Origin of the sequence: Xenorhabdus japonica, from assembly GCF_900115195.1 — a bacterium.
In the GTDB taxonomy this organism is placed as follows: domain Bacteria; phylum Pseudomonadota; class Gammaproteobacteria; order Enterobacterales; family Enterobacteriaceae; genus Xenorhabdus; species Xenorhabdus japonica.
This window is the reverse complement of record NZ_FOVO01000006.1, coordinates 54,633-73,758: the sequence shown is the minus strand read 5'-3', so window position 1 is coordinate 73,758 and position 19,126 is coordinate 54,633. Positions and strand designations below refer to the sequence as shown.

At 45.1% G+C, this 19,126-nt stretch carries 5 protein-coding genes; 3 read left to right on the top strand and 2 right to left on the bottom strand.

Annotated elements, in window-relative coordinates; translation table 11 throughout:
* Nucleotides 1-2 precede the first annotated feature (2 nt).
* Together BM135_RS04045 and BM135_RS04040 are read right to left on the bottom strand one after the other, a co-directional pair.
* Entirely contained in the window at nucleotides 3-1,358 is a 1,356-nt protein-coding gene (locus BM135_RS04045; RefSeq protein WP_092518068.1) for an HlyD family type I secretion periplasmic adaptor subunit, read from the bottom strand.
* The gene (locus tag BM135_RS04040; protein ID WP_092518067.1) at nucleotides 1,351-3,483 is read right to left on the bottom strand and encodes a peptidase domain-containing ABC transporter; all 2,133 of its coding nucleotides are present in this window, start codon (nucleotides 3,481-3,483) and stop codon (nucleotides 1,351-1,353) included. The genes BM135_RS04045 and BM135_RS04040 overlap by 8 nt, the downstream gene beginning before the upstream one ends.
* A 519-nt stretch (nucleotides 3,484-4,002) precedes the next feature.
* Between BM135_RS04040 and rtxH the strand changes: the two genes are divergently transcribed.
* Genes rtxH through rtxA form a run of 3 tightly spaced genes read left to right on the top strand, consistent with a single transcriptional unit; the run spans nucleotide 4,003 to nucleotide 19,116 of the window.
* Complete coding sequence (rtxH, locus tag BM135_RS04035; RefSeq protein ID WP_092518066.1) at nucleotides 4,003-4,365, top strand: protein RtxH; 363 nt, start codon at nucleotides 4,003-4,005, stop codon at nucleotides 4,363-4,365.
* 34 nt (nucleotides 4,366-4,399) lie between these two features.
* Nucleotides 4,400-4,861, top strand: coding sequence for an RTX toxin-activating lysine-acyltransferase RtxC (gene rtxC, locus BM135_RS04030; RefSeq protein WP_092518065.1), 462 nt, complete (start codon nucleotides 4,400-4,402; stop codon nucleotides 4,859-4,861).
* 26 nt (nucleotides 4,862-4,887) lie between these two features.
* Nucleotides 4,888-19,116 (top strand): MARTX multifunctional-autoprocessing repeats-in-toxin holotoxin RtxA, encoded by a 14,229-nt coding sequence (gene rtxA, locus BM135_RS17285; protein WP_092518055.1) that lies wholly within the window; start codon nucleotides 4,888-4,890, stop codon nucleotides 19,114-19,116.
* Nucleotides 19,117-19,126 lie beyond the last annotated feature (10 nt).

The window sequence follows — 19,126 nt, the reverse complement described above, 5'->3', positions numbered from 1 at the left end:
GATTATTTTTCCCTCAATGCTTCAGATTGATATTCCTGAATCGGGCTGAGCAGATAATCAATCACTCTTCGCTGGTCTGTCTTGATTTCCGCAACAATGGACATACCCGCTGTGATTTCGACAGGTTTCCCATCAATCATAATATTGTTCTGTTTGAGGCTGATTTGTGCGGGAAAAACCAGACCCAGCCGCTCATCGTTGGTGGAATCCCGTGAAACGCTGAGTAATTCCCCTTCAATCGTGCCATAGCGGGTATAAGGAAAAGCATCGACTTTGACGGTAACGTGCTGACCAGGATGTACAAAACCGACATCTTTGTTCAGGATCTGGATTTCGGCAAGTTGTACATGTTCATCAGGAACAATCACCATCAAATTCTGGGCGGGTTGCAGAACTGCGCCGAGAGTATGGACACTTAATTGTTGAACTGTACCTGTCACGGGTGAACGTACAACTTCAAGTTCTTCCCGCTCTTGCATTTTAGAAATTTCCTGCTTTATTACCGCCAATTGCATCTCTGCCTGTTTTCTTTTCTCAAACCATTCCCGCTTTTTTTGTACTTTGAGGCTTTTTAAGCGTTCCTCCAGACTCTTGTATTGAGTCATCAGAATACCGAGTTCTGATTTTTGCTGAGCGATCATCCTTTCTGTTTCCAGAAATTCCTTTTCTTGTTCCAGATATTCCACCTTGCTGATGACCTGCTTTTGGCTCAATGTCTTGCGAGCCTGCAAACGCTGATTAATATTTTCGCGCAGATTAGTCAATGACCGTATATCGCTGTTCCGTGCCTTTTGAGACGTCAGGTTCACGTCCATTTCCGCGTGGATATTGGTGACAACTGTATCGAACTCTTGCTTTTCATGTGAGTAATGCGCCAGAATTTTTTCCTGTTTATCTGCGGATTGCTGCTGGAAAAGCGGCAGAGATTGCGGCTCTTGCTTTCTAAGCAGTGCCTGATAACGGATTTCCTCTTCCATCAGATATTCGCGTTGCTCGATCAAACGGGCAATATCCTGATTGACGCCAAGCGTATTGAGCGTAAGCAGTGGTGTACCTTTCTCAATGTGTTGACCATTTGTGATATGAATAGCAATCAGGCGGCTCTGTTCATAAGCCTGAATGATTTGCGAACGACCAGAAGCGATCAAACGTCCGGTGGCGGTTGCCTGCACATCCAATTTCCCCATATAGGCCCATAGCAAGGCAATCAGAATGCCAATACTCAGCGTTATTGCCGTATAACGGGCAAATGGGGAAGGTGGTCGTTGTGATAACGCTAAGTGTGTCGGTAAAAAATCATAATGGTGGGGAGCAGTACGTAACCGTTTGATCCCTTTGCGTAAGATAGCCTTAAGCACGTGTAGGCTCCTCCTGTTTTGTTTCTGGTTTTAGCTCTTCTTGTTTTAACTCTTGCTGTAGCTGCCAGAGTTTCCGATAGTGTTTGCCTTGTTGCAGAAGCTGTTCATGGCTACCTTGTTCAATGATTTGCCCTTGATGCAACACAATGATCCGGTCACATTGACGTACCGTGGAGAGCCGATGGGCAATGGTGATAACGGTTCTTCCTTGAGCAATATCGGCCATGTTGGATTGAATGATGGCTTGTGATTCATCATCCAGTGCGCTGGTGGCTTCATCAAGGATCAGAACCTTGGGATCTGACAGCAGAGTTCTGGCAATGGCTAACCGTTGTCGTTGACCGCCTGATAAAGATTGTCCTCCTTCGGCGATCACCGTGTCATATCCCATCGGCAATTTGAGAATAAAATCATGTGCCCCTGCCAGCTTTGCCGCCTCAATCACCGCAGATAACGGAGTATCAGGGCATGATTGAGACAAATTCTCATATACGGTCTTATTAAATAAAAAGTTTTCTTGCAGAACGATACCGATCTGCTGCCTGATGGATTCGATATTGAAATTTTGCAAGGGAATGCCGTCCAGAGTGATAGAGCCACTTTCTGGGGTATAAAGGCGTAGCAGCAAACGTGCCAGAGTACTTTTTCCAGAACCTGAGGTTCCGACTACGCCCACGGTTTCCCCAGCCCGAATATCCAGCGCGAAACGGTTGATGGTTGGCGGGAGATCGGGTTGATAGCGAAAGACAACATCGGAGAATGAGATAGCTCCTTGTAATGCAACCTGTTCGTTGCCTGATTGTTGCTCTGTTGGCAGGTTCAGCATATCTCCCAGCTTATCGATGGCAATGCGCGATCGGATAAATTGCCCCCAGAGTTGTACCAACTTCGCCAAAGGTTGTTGGGTATGGCTGACCATCATATTGAAAGCAATCAATTGACCAATGGTCATATGCAGGGAAAGCACTTCCGAGGCGCCCAGCCAGATAATGACAGCACTAGTGACTTTTTGCAGCATCATCACCAGATGACCGGAACGATTATCCCATTGCTGTACATCATAACTGGTGCTGACCATTTTTTCGGTCTGGCTATCCCAGCGGCGAATAAAACGGGGTTCAGCAGCGAGACTTTTCAGTGTCTCGGCACCTGCAACGGTTTCAGTCAGGAAAGAAGTATTGATTGCTGCATGAGTGAATTGTTTTTCCACCGCTTTTTCAATTTTTGGTGTTACCCACCAAGCAAGCAGGGCATAGCAGGGAATAGTAAGCAGGAAGACCATCGTCAGCATACCGGACAACAGGCTCATGACATAAATAAATACAAACATGAACAAAACGTCGATACACAGTGTGAACATAGAGCTAGTTAAAAATTCCCGAACCGTTTCCAGTTCCCGCACTCGTGTCACAATCGCGCCCACTTGACGGGTTTTAAAAAACAGCAATGGTAGGCCAAACAAGTGCTTAACCAGCTTCAAACCGAGTTTTATATCAATCCGGTTGGCAGTGTGGGCATACTGATACTCACGCAATCCCCGCAGAATAACTTCGATCAATCCGGCAGCTACCAGCCCAAAAATCAGTACATCCAATGTAGAAAATGCTTGGTGAACGAGCACCTTATCCATGACAACTTGCACGACCAGAGGAGAGATAAGCGCCAGAATCTGTAGAACGAAGGAAAACAGCAGTATCTCCGTAAGGTTTTTCTTTTGCCTGACAAATTCAGGAATGAACCAGCGAATATTAAATTGACTGTTTTTTTGTTTTATTTTTAGCCACTTCCCACTCCATATATTGATAAATTCTTCTTTATTTAATATCTCTGGATTGTCTTGGTTTTGTTTCTGGATTAATACCCGTTGTTCATCATATTTTGCCAAAATGAAAGGTTGCCCATCATTGCTGAACAAAATGGCAGGTAAGGAAATGTCAGTTAACTTCTTATTTATAGAGTATTTATTTTTTATTTTAATATTGCATTCTTTTTGTATTTTGTTTAAGGCGGAAATATAATCATCACCATCTCTTAAGTTTTTATTTGATGTGTCTTTATGCTTTTCATTAGATATCATAATTATTAAATTAATTAATGATATTGTTGTTTTTTCTATTTCATTCATTAAATTAAATCTACTTTAAATAAAATTTCTGCTTAAGAAAATAACCTAAAAACGAATGGGCTATTTATTTATTAAGTGATTTTAATAAATTTATCAAAGGATATTATCTGTTATTAAAGAATATATGGTTGTTGGTAATTGGGACAAAATGTAGAGTCTAAATAGACATTTTATTATTTATATATTGATTTTATCATATAAATGGTTATATTTCTGTCCAAGGTAACCGATAACCTAACATAACTAGTAAACCGCAGTCAGTGAATCATTTGATTTATCACTCCATATTCAATTGGTTCATACTGTACTTGCCATTTTGGATAGAGCTTGAAAGCAGCATCTTGAAATATAAAGTGGATTACTTTAGCTGACTCAGGTAGTTATAGCAATAAAGTTTAATCATAAATGAGACCATGATGAATATGGCTTCATTTATGATTTACTTAATTTAATGCAAATTTAACATTAAAAAAACATTGATTTAATGTTAAATTAATATTTAATTTAATGGATAATATTATGTCTGAAAAATTTGTTCAAACCATCTCAAGTGTTAATTATAACAAAGGCGTATTCTCTCTTTATTTTGTGGGGCAAGAGCCTAATCGAATGGCTAATGGTGCGCTGGCAGAAAATGACCAGGAGTTACAATTAAAACAAGTTATTCATATGCCAGCTTCTGGTTTTATGTATATGGTTTCCATGGTCAAAAGTATGCTTGAAGATCCAAGAATGGAAGCTGAACTCAATAAACTGATCGCCGCTGGTTTTTTACCTGTTCCAGAAGTAATTGATCCGGAAGTTATTAATCCAGAAGCAATTGCTCCGGAAACGGCTGAATCAAAAAAGCGCTCAAAACGTCATTCTGATACATCAAAATAATATCAACAAAATTTTATCAGGTAGTTGCTAGTCCATGAAGATCAAACATGAATCGGCAGCACTGAGTACAACTGAAATACAGGCAATGATTGGTGGGGTGATGTTGCTTTGTCAACACTCCCCTTTGCATCGGCGTTATTTGGTTGCTGAATGGCAACAGCGTATCTTGCCTTCATTCCAGCTCAATCAGTTTTGCTATTACCAAGATGAACACCAACGCCCAGCTGCTTTTTGTAATTGGGCTTTTTTGTCTGACAGCAGTCGGCAAGCGATTCTTGCTGGTGAACGGGAAATTTCGCGGGAAGATTGGCGTTCCGGCCAGTACATCTTTTTTCCGGAAATGATTGCGCCTTTCGGACATGCCCGTGACATTGCCTGCGATCTCCGTCGACGTGTCTTTGCCGCATGGAAAGGACAAAAAGCCTGTACTGTCAGGGGAACTCTGGATGTTCAAAATGACCGCTGTATCCGTCGGGTACAGTGGTTTGTTGTTTAATTTTTAATCAATACCAGGATTATTTTATGGGAAAATCATCCAACCGGAGTACAGCATATTTATTTACCGGTAAATATGAAGATGACGACGAAGGAAACACAATACATGCTATCGGTGTTGGTGGAGTCATCAACGCTTATGGCGGAAATGACTATATCGTCGTCGGCTCTATTAGTGCGATCGTCAATACAACCTGGGGTAACGACACTGTTGTAGGTGCTACCGGGTATCTGAAAGTCAATGATACATGCGGCGATTTGACGGTAAAAGGGGGAAGTGGTTACACTTCAATCAATAAGACACAGAGTGGGCAGATAAAATTTGAAGGGGTCGCCGGTGGAGTGAAAATTAATCATACCGGTGAAGAAAGTGGCATCATTTATTCTGGGGCTGCTGGATATAACAGTATCACCCGCAAAGGCTTGCAGGGTGATGTTAGCTTTGATGGTGCCGGAGCGTATAATGAAATCTGGCATGAAACCAATCAGGGCAATTTCTCTTATAAAGGGGCCGGTGGCGGAAACAATATTGACCGTACATGGTTCAACCGTTATCAAGGCTCCCGCGGCAACGTAACCTTTGACGGTGTTGGTGCGGCAAATATTATCAGCTCACGGATTGAGAGTGGCAATATTGACTTTAAAGGGGCGGGGCTCGCTAACCATATTGTCCGTCAGGGAAAAATTGGTAATGTCTCCTTGCAGGGGGCTGGTGCTTTTAACCTTATTGAACGTATTCGTCAGATGGATGATGTTTATTCCGAAACTCATGGCGATATTAAGTTCGAAGGCGCTGGCGGTTATAACAAACTTTATTCTGATGTGGCACGTGGTAATATCCAGTTCTCTGGCATGGGTAGCTATAACGAGATTACCCGCAAGGGCGCAGCCAATGACTTCGGCAGCGAAGGAATGGAATATGCCAAGGCCGAAGAGGTTGTGCTGACAAATGCAACTATGAGCGGTACGTGGATTGGCGCTTCCCATCAGGTCATGGGGATTAAATACACACGGGAGCCGAATACTTACCTGTTTGCATTTGAGGATGGTACCCACACTAAAATCAACAAAGTTCAACTCAGCAATGATCCTGCAACTGGCAAACTGAGATACTACTCGACAGCTTGGTTTAAAATAGGGAAGCATCTCAAGGGGCTGGAAAAGCAAGATATTTCTACTAACGGTGACTTTAATCCTATTGATGAGGATGGCGCTTACACATTGTCAAACCTGTCTGTTGAACAACGGAAACAGGTAATGGTTTATGCAGTTGAGGAAAAACTGACAGAAAACAAATGGGTGAATTATGGCGGTGATATCCAGATTGACGCGGCAGATATCACCTTGTCTGATGCCAAAATGGGCGGTCATGCCATTTACCGCGATGGAACCACCATTGATGTAAAGGCTGTGAAATACAACCGGATGTCAAACACCTATGTTTATGGTAGGCAACATGACGGATATACCAAGGTCGTGGTGGTTGAGCTAAGGAACGATCCAGAAACAGGAGTGCTGCAATATATCGCCCGTCCTTGGTATAAAACAGGTAACCATACAAAAAATCTGGAAAATGAAAATATCTCTGTTGCTAACGGTTATCACGCTATGGAAACCGGGGGCTACTCGCTGAGTGATATTCATTACAGCGTTAATACTGTGCGCACAACTGCCAGTCGTGTGCCTGATATGCATGAATACAGTGAGCTTGATCTGTTCAAATCGGCAGCTGTCAGCGGTGACAGTTCCGGTGATATTCATTATGCAGGTGCAGGTGGTGGCAATATCATCAAATCCAATGTCACCCGTGGTAATGTCAGTTTTAAAGGTGCCGGCATTGCAAATGTGATTGAACATAGCTCTGAGTTTGGTAGCACCGAATTCGACGGTGCTGGTGGTGCGAACGTCATCATCAAAAAAGGCAAAGAAGGCAATCTTAAGTTCAATGGTGCCGGTATTGCCAACGTACTGCTTCATCAGGGGCTACGTGGTGATATGGAGGTCAATGCTGGCGGAGCGGCAAACGTACTGGTTCGCGTTGGCGATGGCCGCTATCTTGCCCATCTTTTGGCCGTAGGTAATATCTCTATTCATAAAGGCAATGGTGATAGCCGAATCGCTATGGGCGGTGGTTTCAATACCCATACCCAGATTGGCAACGGTGACGCATTGTGGTCTGGTGTTGGTGGAGCCAATGTCCTGACTCAAGTAGGGAATGGTGACGTTTCCTCCATTCTTGTAGGTGGCGCAAACGTTCTGACCAAAATCGGTGAAGGTGATCTGGAATCAGCTATGTTTGGCGGTGCCAATATCATTAGCCATATCAGCAATAATACTGATGCTTCCAATGTCGACTCTTCAAATACTCGTTCTTCAAATACGTCGGTAATCGCACTGGGTGGTACAAATGTCCTGACGAAAAAGGGCAAAGGCGACCTTCTGTCTGTCATGGGCGGTGGATCCAACGTCCTGACCCATGTCGGCAATGGCAAAACCACCGGCGTTATGCTGGGTGGTACGAATATTCTGACCAAAGTCGGCAATGGCGATACCACCGGCATCATGTTGGGCCTCGGCAACATTTTGACCCATGTAGGCAATGGGCAAACACTGGGAGTAATGGCTGCGGCAGGTAATATCTTCACCAAAGTTGGTGATGGCACAACGATTGCGGCCATGATCGGTGTGGGCAATATTTTCACTCATGTTGGTGAAGGAAATGCCTGGGCGCTGATGGGTGGAGCTGGTAATGTCTTTACCAAAGTCGGCAATGGCGATGCATTGGCATTGATGCTGGCGCTCGGCAACGTATACACACACATTGGTGATGGCAAGAGTGTTGCCTTGATGATCGCCAAAGGCAATATTGCGACCAAAGTTGGTAATGGTGATGCACTGTCTGCCATGATTGGCAAAGGCAACGTCTTTACCCAGATTGGTGATGGTTCCACTTTTGCGGCCATGATTGGCGGTGCAAACGTGTTGACCAAAGTGGGTGATGATCTGACAGCGGCACTGATGGTGGGTGAAGCCAACATTTATACCCATGTCGGAAACGGTACCAGCATTGGTTTGTTTGTAGGTAAAGCCAACATCATGACGAAAGTGGGTGATGGCACAACATTGTCTGCCATGTTTGGCGAAGCCAATATTATGACCCATGTTGGTGATGGCCTGACGGGTGTACTGGCATTAGGCAAAGCCAATATCGTGACGAAAGTCGGTAATGATTTCATGGGAGTTGTGGCGGCTTCTAAAGCCAATGTGGTGACCCATGTCGGCAATGGTACTACAGCGGCCTTGTTGGCTGGCGAAGGCAATATTCTGACCAAAGTAGGTGATGGAACCACAGTCGGTCTGCTGATTTCCAAAATCGGCAATATCATGACTCATGTTGGTAACGGTACTACGGTCGGGCTTGCGAAAGGTAAAGCTAATATCATCACCAAAGTCGGTGGTGGATTGGGCATCAATGTGGCTTGGGGCACAGCCAATATTATGACCCATGTTGGTAAAGGTGAACGTTATAACTTTGCTAAAGGTGATGCGAATATCATTACCAAAGTTGGCGATGGTCAGGAAGTTACCGTCGTTCAAGGGCAAGCCAACATCGTGACCCATGTCGGAGATGGTGATGACTACACAGGTGCTTGGGGTAAAGCCAACGTAATTACCAAAGTGGGCAAAGGTCGCAATGTCGTACTCGCCAAGGGCGAAGCCAATCTTGTGACTCAAATCGGTGATGGGGATAGCTTCAATGCCTTATGGAGTCAGGGCAATGTTGTCACCAAAGTGGGTGATGGCATGCAGGTCACAGCCGCTAAAGGCAAGGGCAATATCACGACCACTGTGGGTAATGGTCTTAGCGTGACGGCTGCTCATGGTGACCAGAATATCAACACCAAAGTGGGTGATGGTGTTTCCGTCAATGTGGCTTGGGGCAAATTCAACGTTAATACCCGTGTGGGTGACGGCCTGAATGTTTCAGTCATGAAAGGCAAGGGCAATGCCAATATCCGTGTGGGTGATGGCTTGAATATCAACGCCTCTTATGCTCGCAACAACGTGGCAATTCAGGTGGGTAACGGTGATTTCTATAGCCTTGCAGTGGCGGAAAGCAATACCCAGAGTAATAAACTGAATGCGTTGTTCGATAATATCAAGCAGACAGTGCTTGGCAGTGCGGGTAGTCAGGGCATCAATTATCTGGTGAATGGTGATGAGGCCAATACATCGGGAACCCATAAAGGACGCGGATCCATTGATCTGCCGGAAGTTTCCTCTCTGAATGGCTTTAAGCTGACAGAAATGGATGAAGTCACTTCTGACTTGAAGGACAGCCTGAAAGGTTCTGTAACAGGCGTTGATACCCCGGATACTAGTAATATCGAGAATACACTCGGCAATGAAAAACGCCTGGATCCAAATCAGTTACGCAACTTGATCGTCAATGGTGATTTTGAACAAGGTGCCAAGGGATGGGAATACATCAATGACATTGAAGTCGAGCATTCAGCTAAGGCATATGGCTTCAGTGTTGAAGGGCATGGCGATCGTGTCAGTGGGTTTGATGTTAACGGAAAAACGCTTATCTGGCAGAATATCCAGAATTTGACAGCGGGCGAAGAAATTACCGTCAAATTCGATTTTGCAAGGCGTGCTGGCCGCTCGGCCGATAAAGGGCTGGAAGTGTGGTGGAATGATAAGGTTTTTTATGTGGACGCCAATGGCAAAAGTGAGTGGCAAAACAAAACATTGACTTTAACCGCCAAAGCGGGCAAAAACCGACTGCAATTTTCTGGAATCGGCTCGAATGATGGCTTGGGTTATATTCTGGATAACGTTTCTGCAACTTCATCATCTCATATGTCAGATAACGCCATTACTGAACATGTGCAGAAGGACAAAGCCGCCCATAACGCCTTGCAGGATAAGGAAAAAGCGGAAGCTGATCGTCAGCGTTTAGAGCAGGAAAGAGATAAACAACTGGCAGCCGTTTCTGGCACACAGAAACAGTTGGAAACCACGGATTTGGATGCCCTGAACGCCAATGGAGAGAAACAACGCGATGCGATCAAGGATGAAGCCCAAGAGGTGACAGATGATCTGATGGCGAAAGCCAAGGGTCTGGAAGCACTGGACAGCCATGCTACATATCATGGGGAATCCGGTCAGCAATGGCGTGATCAGTTTGCTGATGGATTATTGGGAAGTGTTCAGACCGAATTGAACAACGCTAGCGAAATTGCGCAAAACCAGCTAAATAATTCACAAAAAGCAGCGGCTGGACGTTTGGGTGATATCAAAGATGCTGTTGCCAAATCAGAAGTAGGTGTATTGAAGGCTGAGCAAAATCATCAACATGCCGAGCAGGATGTTGAAGAAGCGTTTATTCAATACAAAAACAGGGATAAAGAAGCCCTTGACCGTGAGCTAAGGGCTAGACAGGCAGAACACGATGGCAAATCAGCCTCGCAGAAGGCGGAACAGCACGGTCAGAATGAAGTATCCGCGGCAGACAATAAGACCGAGCAAGTGCAAAAGAATGCTAAAGACTCAAAACTTGATGGCAATTATAAGCCGACTCGCACAGGAGTAACGGGTAGTGGTCGTCTGTCAGGTAACGTTTATAAATCCAACGACTCTGAAGACATTGAACAAGCAGAAAAATCCAAGAGTCACATCAATCCTGAATCGACTGTTCAGGCTGATGGTAAATTCAGTAAAGAATTACAATCTCTGGATGAAGATCTGGATGAACTGAGCGATGCCAAAAAGGCATTGAATCGTTTGCAGATCAATGCGGGGATACGCACTAGAAATAAGAACGTGTCTGGCAGTTCTACGCCGACATCTGTACATACCGAAACGCCAGTCAATCAACCTGTTAGTCAGCCCGCTAATGTCGTAACGGAATGGGTCAGGAACACCCCGAAAATTTCGGGACTGGATCTTAGTGGACTGAAAGCACTGGGTGAAGAACATATTCAACAAGCATCGGTAAATACTTCTGAAACCGAATCTTCCGCTGCCATCAGAGCACAGAAAGTAGCTGATATTTATCGCTGGTTGGATAGTGATAATGATCTTGCCACTGAAAAATATATTCCTGTGCCAAAATTTGAGCGTGTAGATGCAGATATTCCGGATAACCTCAGACAGGAAATGGTAGCTTTTATCATTGATCCAAAGTTAGAGGATACTAGTCTATCGAAAAACCAGCTTGCTTCACTGGAAAAACTATTTCAAAAGGTAAGGGATACGAGTATACCGAAAGAGCAGTTCACTGCACTGGTAAGACTCTTTGTTGATGCCACAATTGATTACGACTGGGATAAGCGCGCTGAATTCGTCTCAAGACTGGAAAGCTATGGTTATAGCTTCGAACCTGTGCATGGTGATAAGAGTATTGTTTCATTTTGGTCTGGCAAAGGTCCTAAAGGCCTTGAGCGATCCCGTAACATTCTTGATGCAATACAGACTGATGGCAAGAAGGTAGTTTACGATATTGATGTAAAAGGTAACGATTTTGCTATTGCTCTGAACAGAGTGCTGATGCAGTGGAGTTATGAAACCCTCGATTCTCGTATTATGGAACAGGAAGTCCAGCAATCGGCCATTATCGCTTCTGCACGCAGCAATACCGGATTCTGGAGTTCCCTCTATGCAACCGGATCACGTGATGATGTGTATGTCATTGCGGAAGGGGGTCTGCGTCTTGGAAACTACTTCTGGAATGTTGAATTACCTGTATTGCGTCAATTGCAGCGTGAAGGCTTGGTAGGGGAAATTCGCCTGCTGGATAAAGCGGCCAAAGAGTATCAAGGTGTGTCACCTGAATCCATTGGACGCAGATTGACGGAAGCGGGTGTTTCTGTAAAAGCACGTTTTGATTCACTCGGTCTTGCAGAGCAGGAAAGATTGCTGGCATTGAATCCCGATAAATATAGGCCGGATACATTGATTGATCTGGATATTAAAACCAGTGCCATTGACAACCTACTGAGTCAAGCATTGCCATTCTATGGCTTGCGTACAGAACGCAATTTGCTGGTACGTGCATCTGATACTAAAGGCTTTGAAGTTCGTCCGTGGCCGGGTAGTAACAGTGATAGTTTCAAAACTATTATTATGGAAAACCCAGAAGATTCAGCTCAAATTAAATCTATTGAGCGTTTTATTCTCGCCAACTATCACAATTACGACCAACTGCCTGATGAGTTGCATCTGGTGAAAGATCGTATTGTTTCCCACGATCATGGGCGTACTCGTATTATTGCGGAAAAAATCGACGGTAGCTGGAGCTATAAACCGAAAACCGATTTGATGTCTGTAGGGGAGCTACGGGAAGCCGCTTACGTTAAAGGTAAGATCCTTGGTGACAGCTATCGGAATGTGTTAGATGCCCTCAGTAACTACCAAAATACTTTGCAAAACAGCAAGGATTATGATTTTGAAACAGTGGAAAAATTAACCGATCTGTTTCATCAGGTTGAAAGTTATTTGAAAGGGCATCCAGATTCAAAACGAGTTCCTGCGCTACAAAATTTGTTATCACAAGTGAGTGTCCGTCTGGAAGAATCACTGGTACTGACGGAATTTACGGTGAGAAGTGGTGAAAAAGTTGCCATTAATAATGATGGTACGCCACCACGTGACAGAGAACCGTTCAATCCAGTGACTCGTTTCCTGAACGATGAGCTTTATGGCTCCAGAGAAGATCGCCGTAACATTGATAATCACACCCAAATAATATTGGATGCGGCTGTCGCCAAAGGTGCAGCGAATAAGATCACACTACAGGGTGAAGCCGGGCGTCTAACGGGTTATTACCATAGTGGTGCTCAAAAAGATCAGGGTGAACATAGTCCAGCGAAAAAAGTTGTACTTTTCATTCACGGTTCCGGTTCATCTGCGGAAGAGCAAACCAGCATTATCCAAAATCATTACCAAAAACAGGGTGTGGATATGTTGGCGGTGAACATGCGGGGTTACGGCTCCAGTGATGGTAATCCTAGCGAAAAAGGGCTTTATCAGGATGCCCGTACCATGTTCAGCTATTTGGTTAATGACCGTGGCATCAAGCCTGAGAATATTATTATCCATGGCTATTCCATGGGTGGGGCCGTAGCGGCGGATCTTGCCCGTTATGCAGAGCGCAACGGACAGCCAGTTTCGGGTTTGTTGCTTGACAGGCCAATGCCAAGCATGACCAAAGCGATTACCGCCCATGAAGTACCAAACCCTGCGGGGATCACGGCGGGGCTGGCTAAATTTGTTAATGGTCAGTTCTCGTTGGAGAAAAATCTGCAAGGCATCTCGAAACAGACGCCAATCATGCTATTGACCGATAATGAAGGATTGGGCAAAGAAGGGGAAAAACTGCGTGCCAAGCTGGTTGTGGCAGGTTATCAGGTATCGGGTGAACAGACCTTCTATGGCCATGAAGACAGTGGGTTGATAAGCCAATACGCCGATCTGATTGTCTCAACACTTTCCGAACCTAAGCGTGAAAATGGTAGCGTGAAGGCAGGCTTGTTGGAAAAAATAGTTTATACCCTGTTTGATGTGAAATCAGGTGGAAAAGAGTTGGATAAATACTCATTCCATTTCACTCAGGGAGAGTCTCTGCTAAATAATCTTAAGAAATTGGTACCGGAAATTGGCAATGTACTCCTGACTAATGGAAATCACGTGGAGTCAAAAGAGTTTCTGGAAGGTGTTTGTTTCGCCTTGTCCGCCCGTTATTTGATGGAAGAGCGGGTACATGGGCTGGGTGGGGGTAAAGAGTATCTGTCGTGGTTGACGGATGCGGTTAAAGCCTACAATGACAACAGCTTGAATAAAAAGAGTGATATCAATTCAATTGAATCTTCTTTGCTTAATCAGTATCACCGCCAACATATCGGCCCGGCAATTCAAGATCTGCTATCAATGCAGTATAGCCGAACTCAAAATATGTCCTATTCAGACCGCGATAAAGCCAATAAAGCTTATGGTGGCAAGCTGAAAGCCAATGGTCTGACGGGAGATAGAATCGATCGTTCTTTGAGCAATGATATTGCTGGCTATGAGTCTGTTATGGAGCAGCTGCGTAATGTGGATAAGACGACATATATGTCCTTTATGTCTGAAGATCATGCAATGGCTGTTGTTGTGCATAAAGAGGAAAATCAAACTGTTTGGTCATTCTATGATCCTAACTTTGGTATCAAGTCATTTGATAACTATAAAGACTTCGAACACTTTATGGACTCTTTCCATAAGGGAATGATAACGGGTTATCAATCCAAGCTTGGCTATAAATATGAAGCCAGCATGGAGGCAAATCAAAGTTTCTATGTTAACTACAATACGTTTGAAGACAGTGCCATTACTCGTTATGACGGAGTCTGGCAAAAGGCGCGTGCAGGTGAACAACAGTACGTATTGCGTGCACTGAAAGAGCAGGGTAAGGCCTTTAAGCTGGGTTCAAATGTCACGGGACGAGTGGTTGATTATGGTAACGATGCCGTGACGTTAGAAGTGACAACGAAGAAAGGTGAGAAAGTTCTGGTTGAGGTTGAAAGTAACAATTTCAGGCAGGCGGCTAACCTTGTGCAGTCGAATATCGATAAAGTCGTTGCTAATTCGGAAAATGGTAAATTCACACTCAAAGCGTCAGCGGAGAATATTACCAAACAACCAAATGCAGGGCAGAGTGCGACTGATTCGTTTGATATGAAACCTCAGTCTGATGAATCAGAAGTACTCAAAGGCATCAAGAGCGACCTGAAACGCTACGACGAAGCACTGAAACCACAGCCATCCAGCCCAGGTAAGAAACCGAAAGATATTCGCACAACGGAGGATTTTTTGGCGGGCTACAAGCAGGGTCATGCAGGGCAGGTGGTGGATGGCTTCCGTCCAAACATGAATATCAAGCAATTGGTAGATTTGCTGGTTAAAGGTAACTGGAGTCCAGAACAAAAAGGGGCTTTGGCCTGGGAAATTGAAAGCCGCGCCTTAAAAGTCATCTTCCAGCCAAAAGCTGAGAAATACAATCGCTTGTTCCGAGATATTGCTTCAACGGGCATTGCTGATACTAAGGCAAGCGAACAACTGGCACCACAGTTGTTATTGTTGAATCTGTCAAATGATGGTTTTGGTGGACGTTGTGATCCATTGTCGAAACTGGTTCTGGTAGCAAAACAACTTGAAAATGATGGTCAGGATGGTATTGCCCGTCAATTGCTGGAAAAAATGTATTCCGCGGCAGCCGTATTCAGCAATCCAGATCTGTATTCTGCAACTGAGCGCGCCAACGCAGATAAGCTGTTGGGCTCTTTAGCTGCACTCCATGCCAAGAACCCGATGGCAGACACATTTATCAAAGTGTGGAAAGAGAAACTGGAAGATGCGAATGCACTGACAGTAGATGGCGTTATCCAGAGAATTGCCGCTGGCAATACAGAAGGTAAACCCGTGTTGCTTGAACTGGATGGACCAGACCATGCAATGGCGGCGTGGGCGAAAGGCAGTGGTGAGAGTCGCGCTTATGGTTTCTATGATCCAAATGTGGGAATTGTTGAATTCTCGTCAGCGGAGAAGTTTGGTGCTTACGTGACCCGTTTCTTCGGTGAATCCGATCTAAATATGGCACAAAGCTACAGGTTGCCGAAGAATGCAGCAGGGGAGAGCGTTTTCGAGCGTGTAGCAGTCATTGATGGTGAGGTTTTGGCAACTTATCGTCCAAGAGCGGCTGATAAAATCACCATGCGAGACATGTTAGAATTGCCGGTATTTGATGATACCCCAATCAAGAAACCGACTGAGATTGAGGCACCTAATGGTGAGAAAAAACCATTAGGTGATAACTCGCCGGAAAGCCGTATTCACGTGAATAACCAGGATGTTGACTCTTGGGTCAATGTTGATGTCAAACCACAGCCTGAAAATAGCGACAGCCGCTTTAGCGGTCAGATCATTATCCAGACGGAAAATGACCCGGTTGTTGCTAAAGCCGCCGCAAATCTGGCGAGCAAGCACCCTGATTCCAGCGTGATTGTTCAGCTTGATGCCAACGGTCAATATCGCGTGGTATATGGCGATCCGGCTATATTGTCCGATAAATTACAGTCTGATAAATCGCAGTCCGGCAAATTACGCTGGCAGATTGTTGGGCATGGACGTGAAGAGTCCGCGCAGAATCATACGCGCATGAGCGGTTACAGTGCAGATGAACTGGCCCTGAAACTGAAACAGTTCCGTACTGATTTCCAACAGGCCGGCACACCAGACCATATCAGCCTCGTGGGTTGTTCTTTGATAGGCGATGACAACCGAAATGGTTTTGCCCACAGCTTTATTTCGGCACTGGATAAGCAGGGTATCCATACCACAGTATCGGCGCGCAGTAGTGAAGTTGCGGTAGACAGCATTGGCCGCAAATATACGAAAGATGCGCGGGAACAGTGGGTTCACAAGCTCACGGATAACAAGATCGTATTAGGGTGGAATGATAAAGGTGAAGTAGAAAGCCACACGGATCGAATCCGTCGCGGTATTTCTGAAAATGACATCAGCTTGTCCCGCGTAGGTCAGACTGGTGTTGATGCAAAAGCGCAAGGCGCTATTGCGGACAATACAGAAACATTCCATGCACCAAAAGCTAATCATGAAAAACCTGACCATGCAAAAGATGACAATAAACCTGCAATTCCAGCGGAGTCATCAAATAACCAATTGAGTTATTCCGGCAATATTCAGGTACAAGCTGGTAATGGTGAGTTTACGGTCATTAACTGGGGAACGACCAATGTAGGTATCAAGGTCGGTACAGGCGGCTTTAAGTCCATGGCCTTTGGTGATAACAATGTGATGGTTCACATTGGCGATGGTAACAGCAAACACAGTGTTGATATTGCGGGTTATCAGGCGTTGGAAGGGGCGCAACTGTTTGTAGGCAACCGTAACATCAGTTTTAACATGGGACGTAGTAACGATCTGCTCGTCATGTTGGATAAATCCATTCCAACCCCACCTCTGGTTAACCCATTTGATGGCGCAGCCCGTATTTCTGGCGTATTGCAAAACATTGCAGGATCGTTTAACTCACCAGATTGGCTGACGACACAAGACCAGCAGTGGACATTGGAAAGTGCGAAGAAATATGTCAGTGATCTGTCCGGTCTCGATTTGACCAGTAGTGTGGACTATAAGACCCTGACTGATCTCGATTCTCAAAATGAACGTAGCAGCCGTGGCCTGAAAAGTGATCTCGAAACTACACTGAACAAGCGATATAACCAGTGGTTGGGTGGAAATGGCAATACTCCTGAAATGGGTAAAATCAGTCGGGCAGATAAATTCCGTCAAGAGAATGAAAAACTGGCCTTCAACTTTGCCGTTGGTGGGCAGGGTGCTGATATTCAGGTAACGGCAGGTAACTGGAACGTTATGTTCGGTGACAATATCCAGTCGATTCTGGATACCAATTTGGGCTCGTTGTTTGGTTTGATGACGCAGGAATATACCTCAACGGGCATGGCAAAAACCACGTTTACCTTTAGTCCGACGGATCTGCCACGTCAGATCAAAAATAAACTGTTGGGTAACCTTGCCGATGTTGGTGCAGATACTACTCTGGCGGATATCTTTGGCGTGGATTATACCCCGCAAGGCGGTATTGTTTCCCGCTCAGGTCAATCTGTTGATGGCGTTGCCATTCTGCGTGACATGCTGGAAATCATTGGTGAATTCAGTGGTGATCAACTGAAAGCTTTCGCTGATCCGGAGAAATTGCTCGATGGTTTGAAAGCCGGCTTGAATATGGGGAAAGATGGTGTGAAATCTTTTGCTGAAAGTCATGGTCTGAAAGCAAAAGCACCTGATGAAAAGCAAGAACAAGAAGAGCATGTAACCATTACTAAAGAGGGTGAACCCGCACAAGAAGGTAAGCCAGCACCGGAAGCAGCAGATGCACAGGCAGATCGTCCCGTTGGGTTGACTTCCCTGAACCTGCCAAACCTGTTTGCAACGCTGTTCAATCAGGATAAGCAGGCCGAGATGAAATCGCTGGTCACTAATCTGAAAAAGAACCTGACGGCTGATTTGTTGAACATGCAGGATAAAACCTTCGATTTCCTGCGTAACAGCGGTCATCTGCAAGGTGATGGTGATATCAATATCTCCCTCGGTAACTACAACTTTAACTGGGGTGGTGATGGTAAAGATCTCGGCGCTTATCTGGGAGATAACAACAACTTCTGGGGTGGCCGTGGTGATGACGTCTTCTACTCTGTAGGAACCTCGAATATCTTCACAGGCGGTGAAGGTAAGGATGTAGGCGTTATGATGGGACGTGAAAACATGATGTTTGGCGGTGCAGGCAACGATGTTGGTGTATTGGCCGGACGCATTAACTACGCTTACATGGGAGACGGTGATGATCAGGTCTTTGCCTTTAGTGAAGGCGGGGTGATCGACGGCGGTAAGGGACGTGACTATATCGTGGCTTCCGGTAACTTCAATCGCATTGATGCCGGAGAAGATCAGGATTACGTTGTGACCATCGGCAATAACAATCAGGTTGATTTAGGAAAAGGCAACGATTTTGCTACAGTATTCGGCAACTATAACCGGATCGATGGCAATGCGGGCAACAATTCCATCAAACTGATGGGTTATCACGCTGTAATCAATGGTGGCACAGGTGACGACCATCTGATTGCTGATGTGGTATCGAAATTCAGCCAGATTAACGGCGGTGATGGTGATGATCTGCTGGTACTGGGTGGATATCAAAACAGCTTCAAGGGCGGCACGGGTGTGAATAGCTTTGTGGTCAGCGGTGATGTCATCGACAACGTGGTTGAAGATATCAAGCAAGGTGACAAAATTATTTTCAACGACATCAACTGGAAAAACCTGTGGTTCCAACGCAGCGGTTACGATTTGGTGCTGTTGACTCACCGCAATGTCAAAGACAGCTCTGCACAGGGGCAGTTTGAAGCTATGGGAACAGTAACCTTCAATAATTACTTCAATGGTAATCGTGCGGATATCATCACCCAAAGGGGAGATAAAGATACGCAAGGCGAGCGTGAGTATACGGCACTCTCTGCCAATGCAGTAGACTCTTTGGTACAGGCCATGAGTGGATTCGCGCCTAATATGGGAGACAGTGGCTTTATTGATTCGCTTGATAGCCAAAAGAAATCAGCCATTGTAACCGCCTGGTCGGATACAACGAATGGGAAATCCAAACTGGGTTGATAGCTGGAAG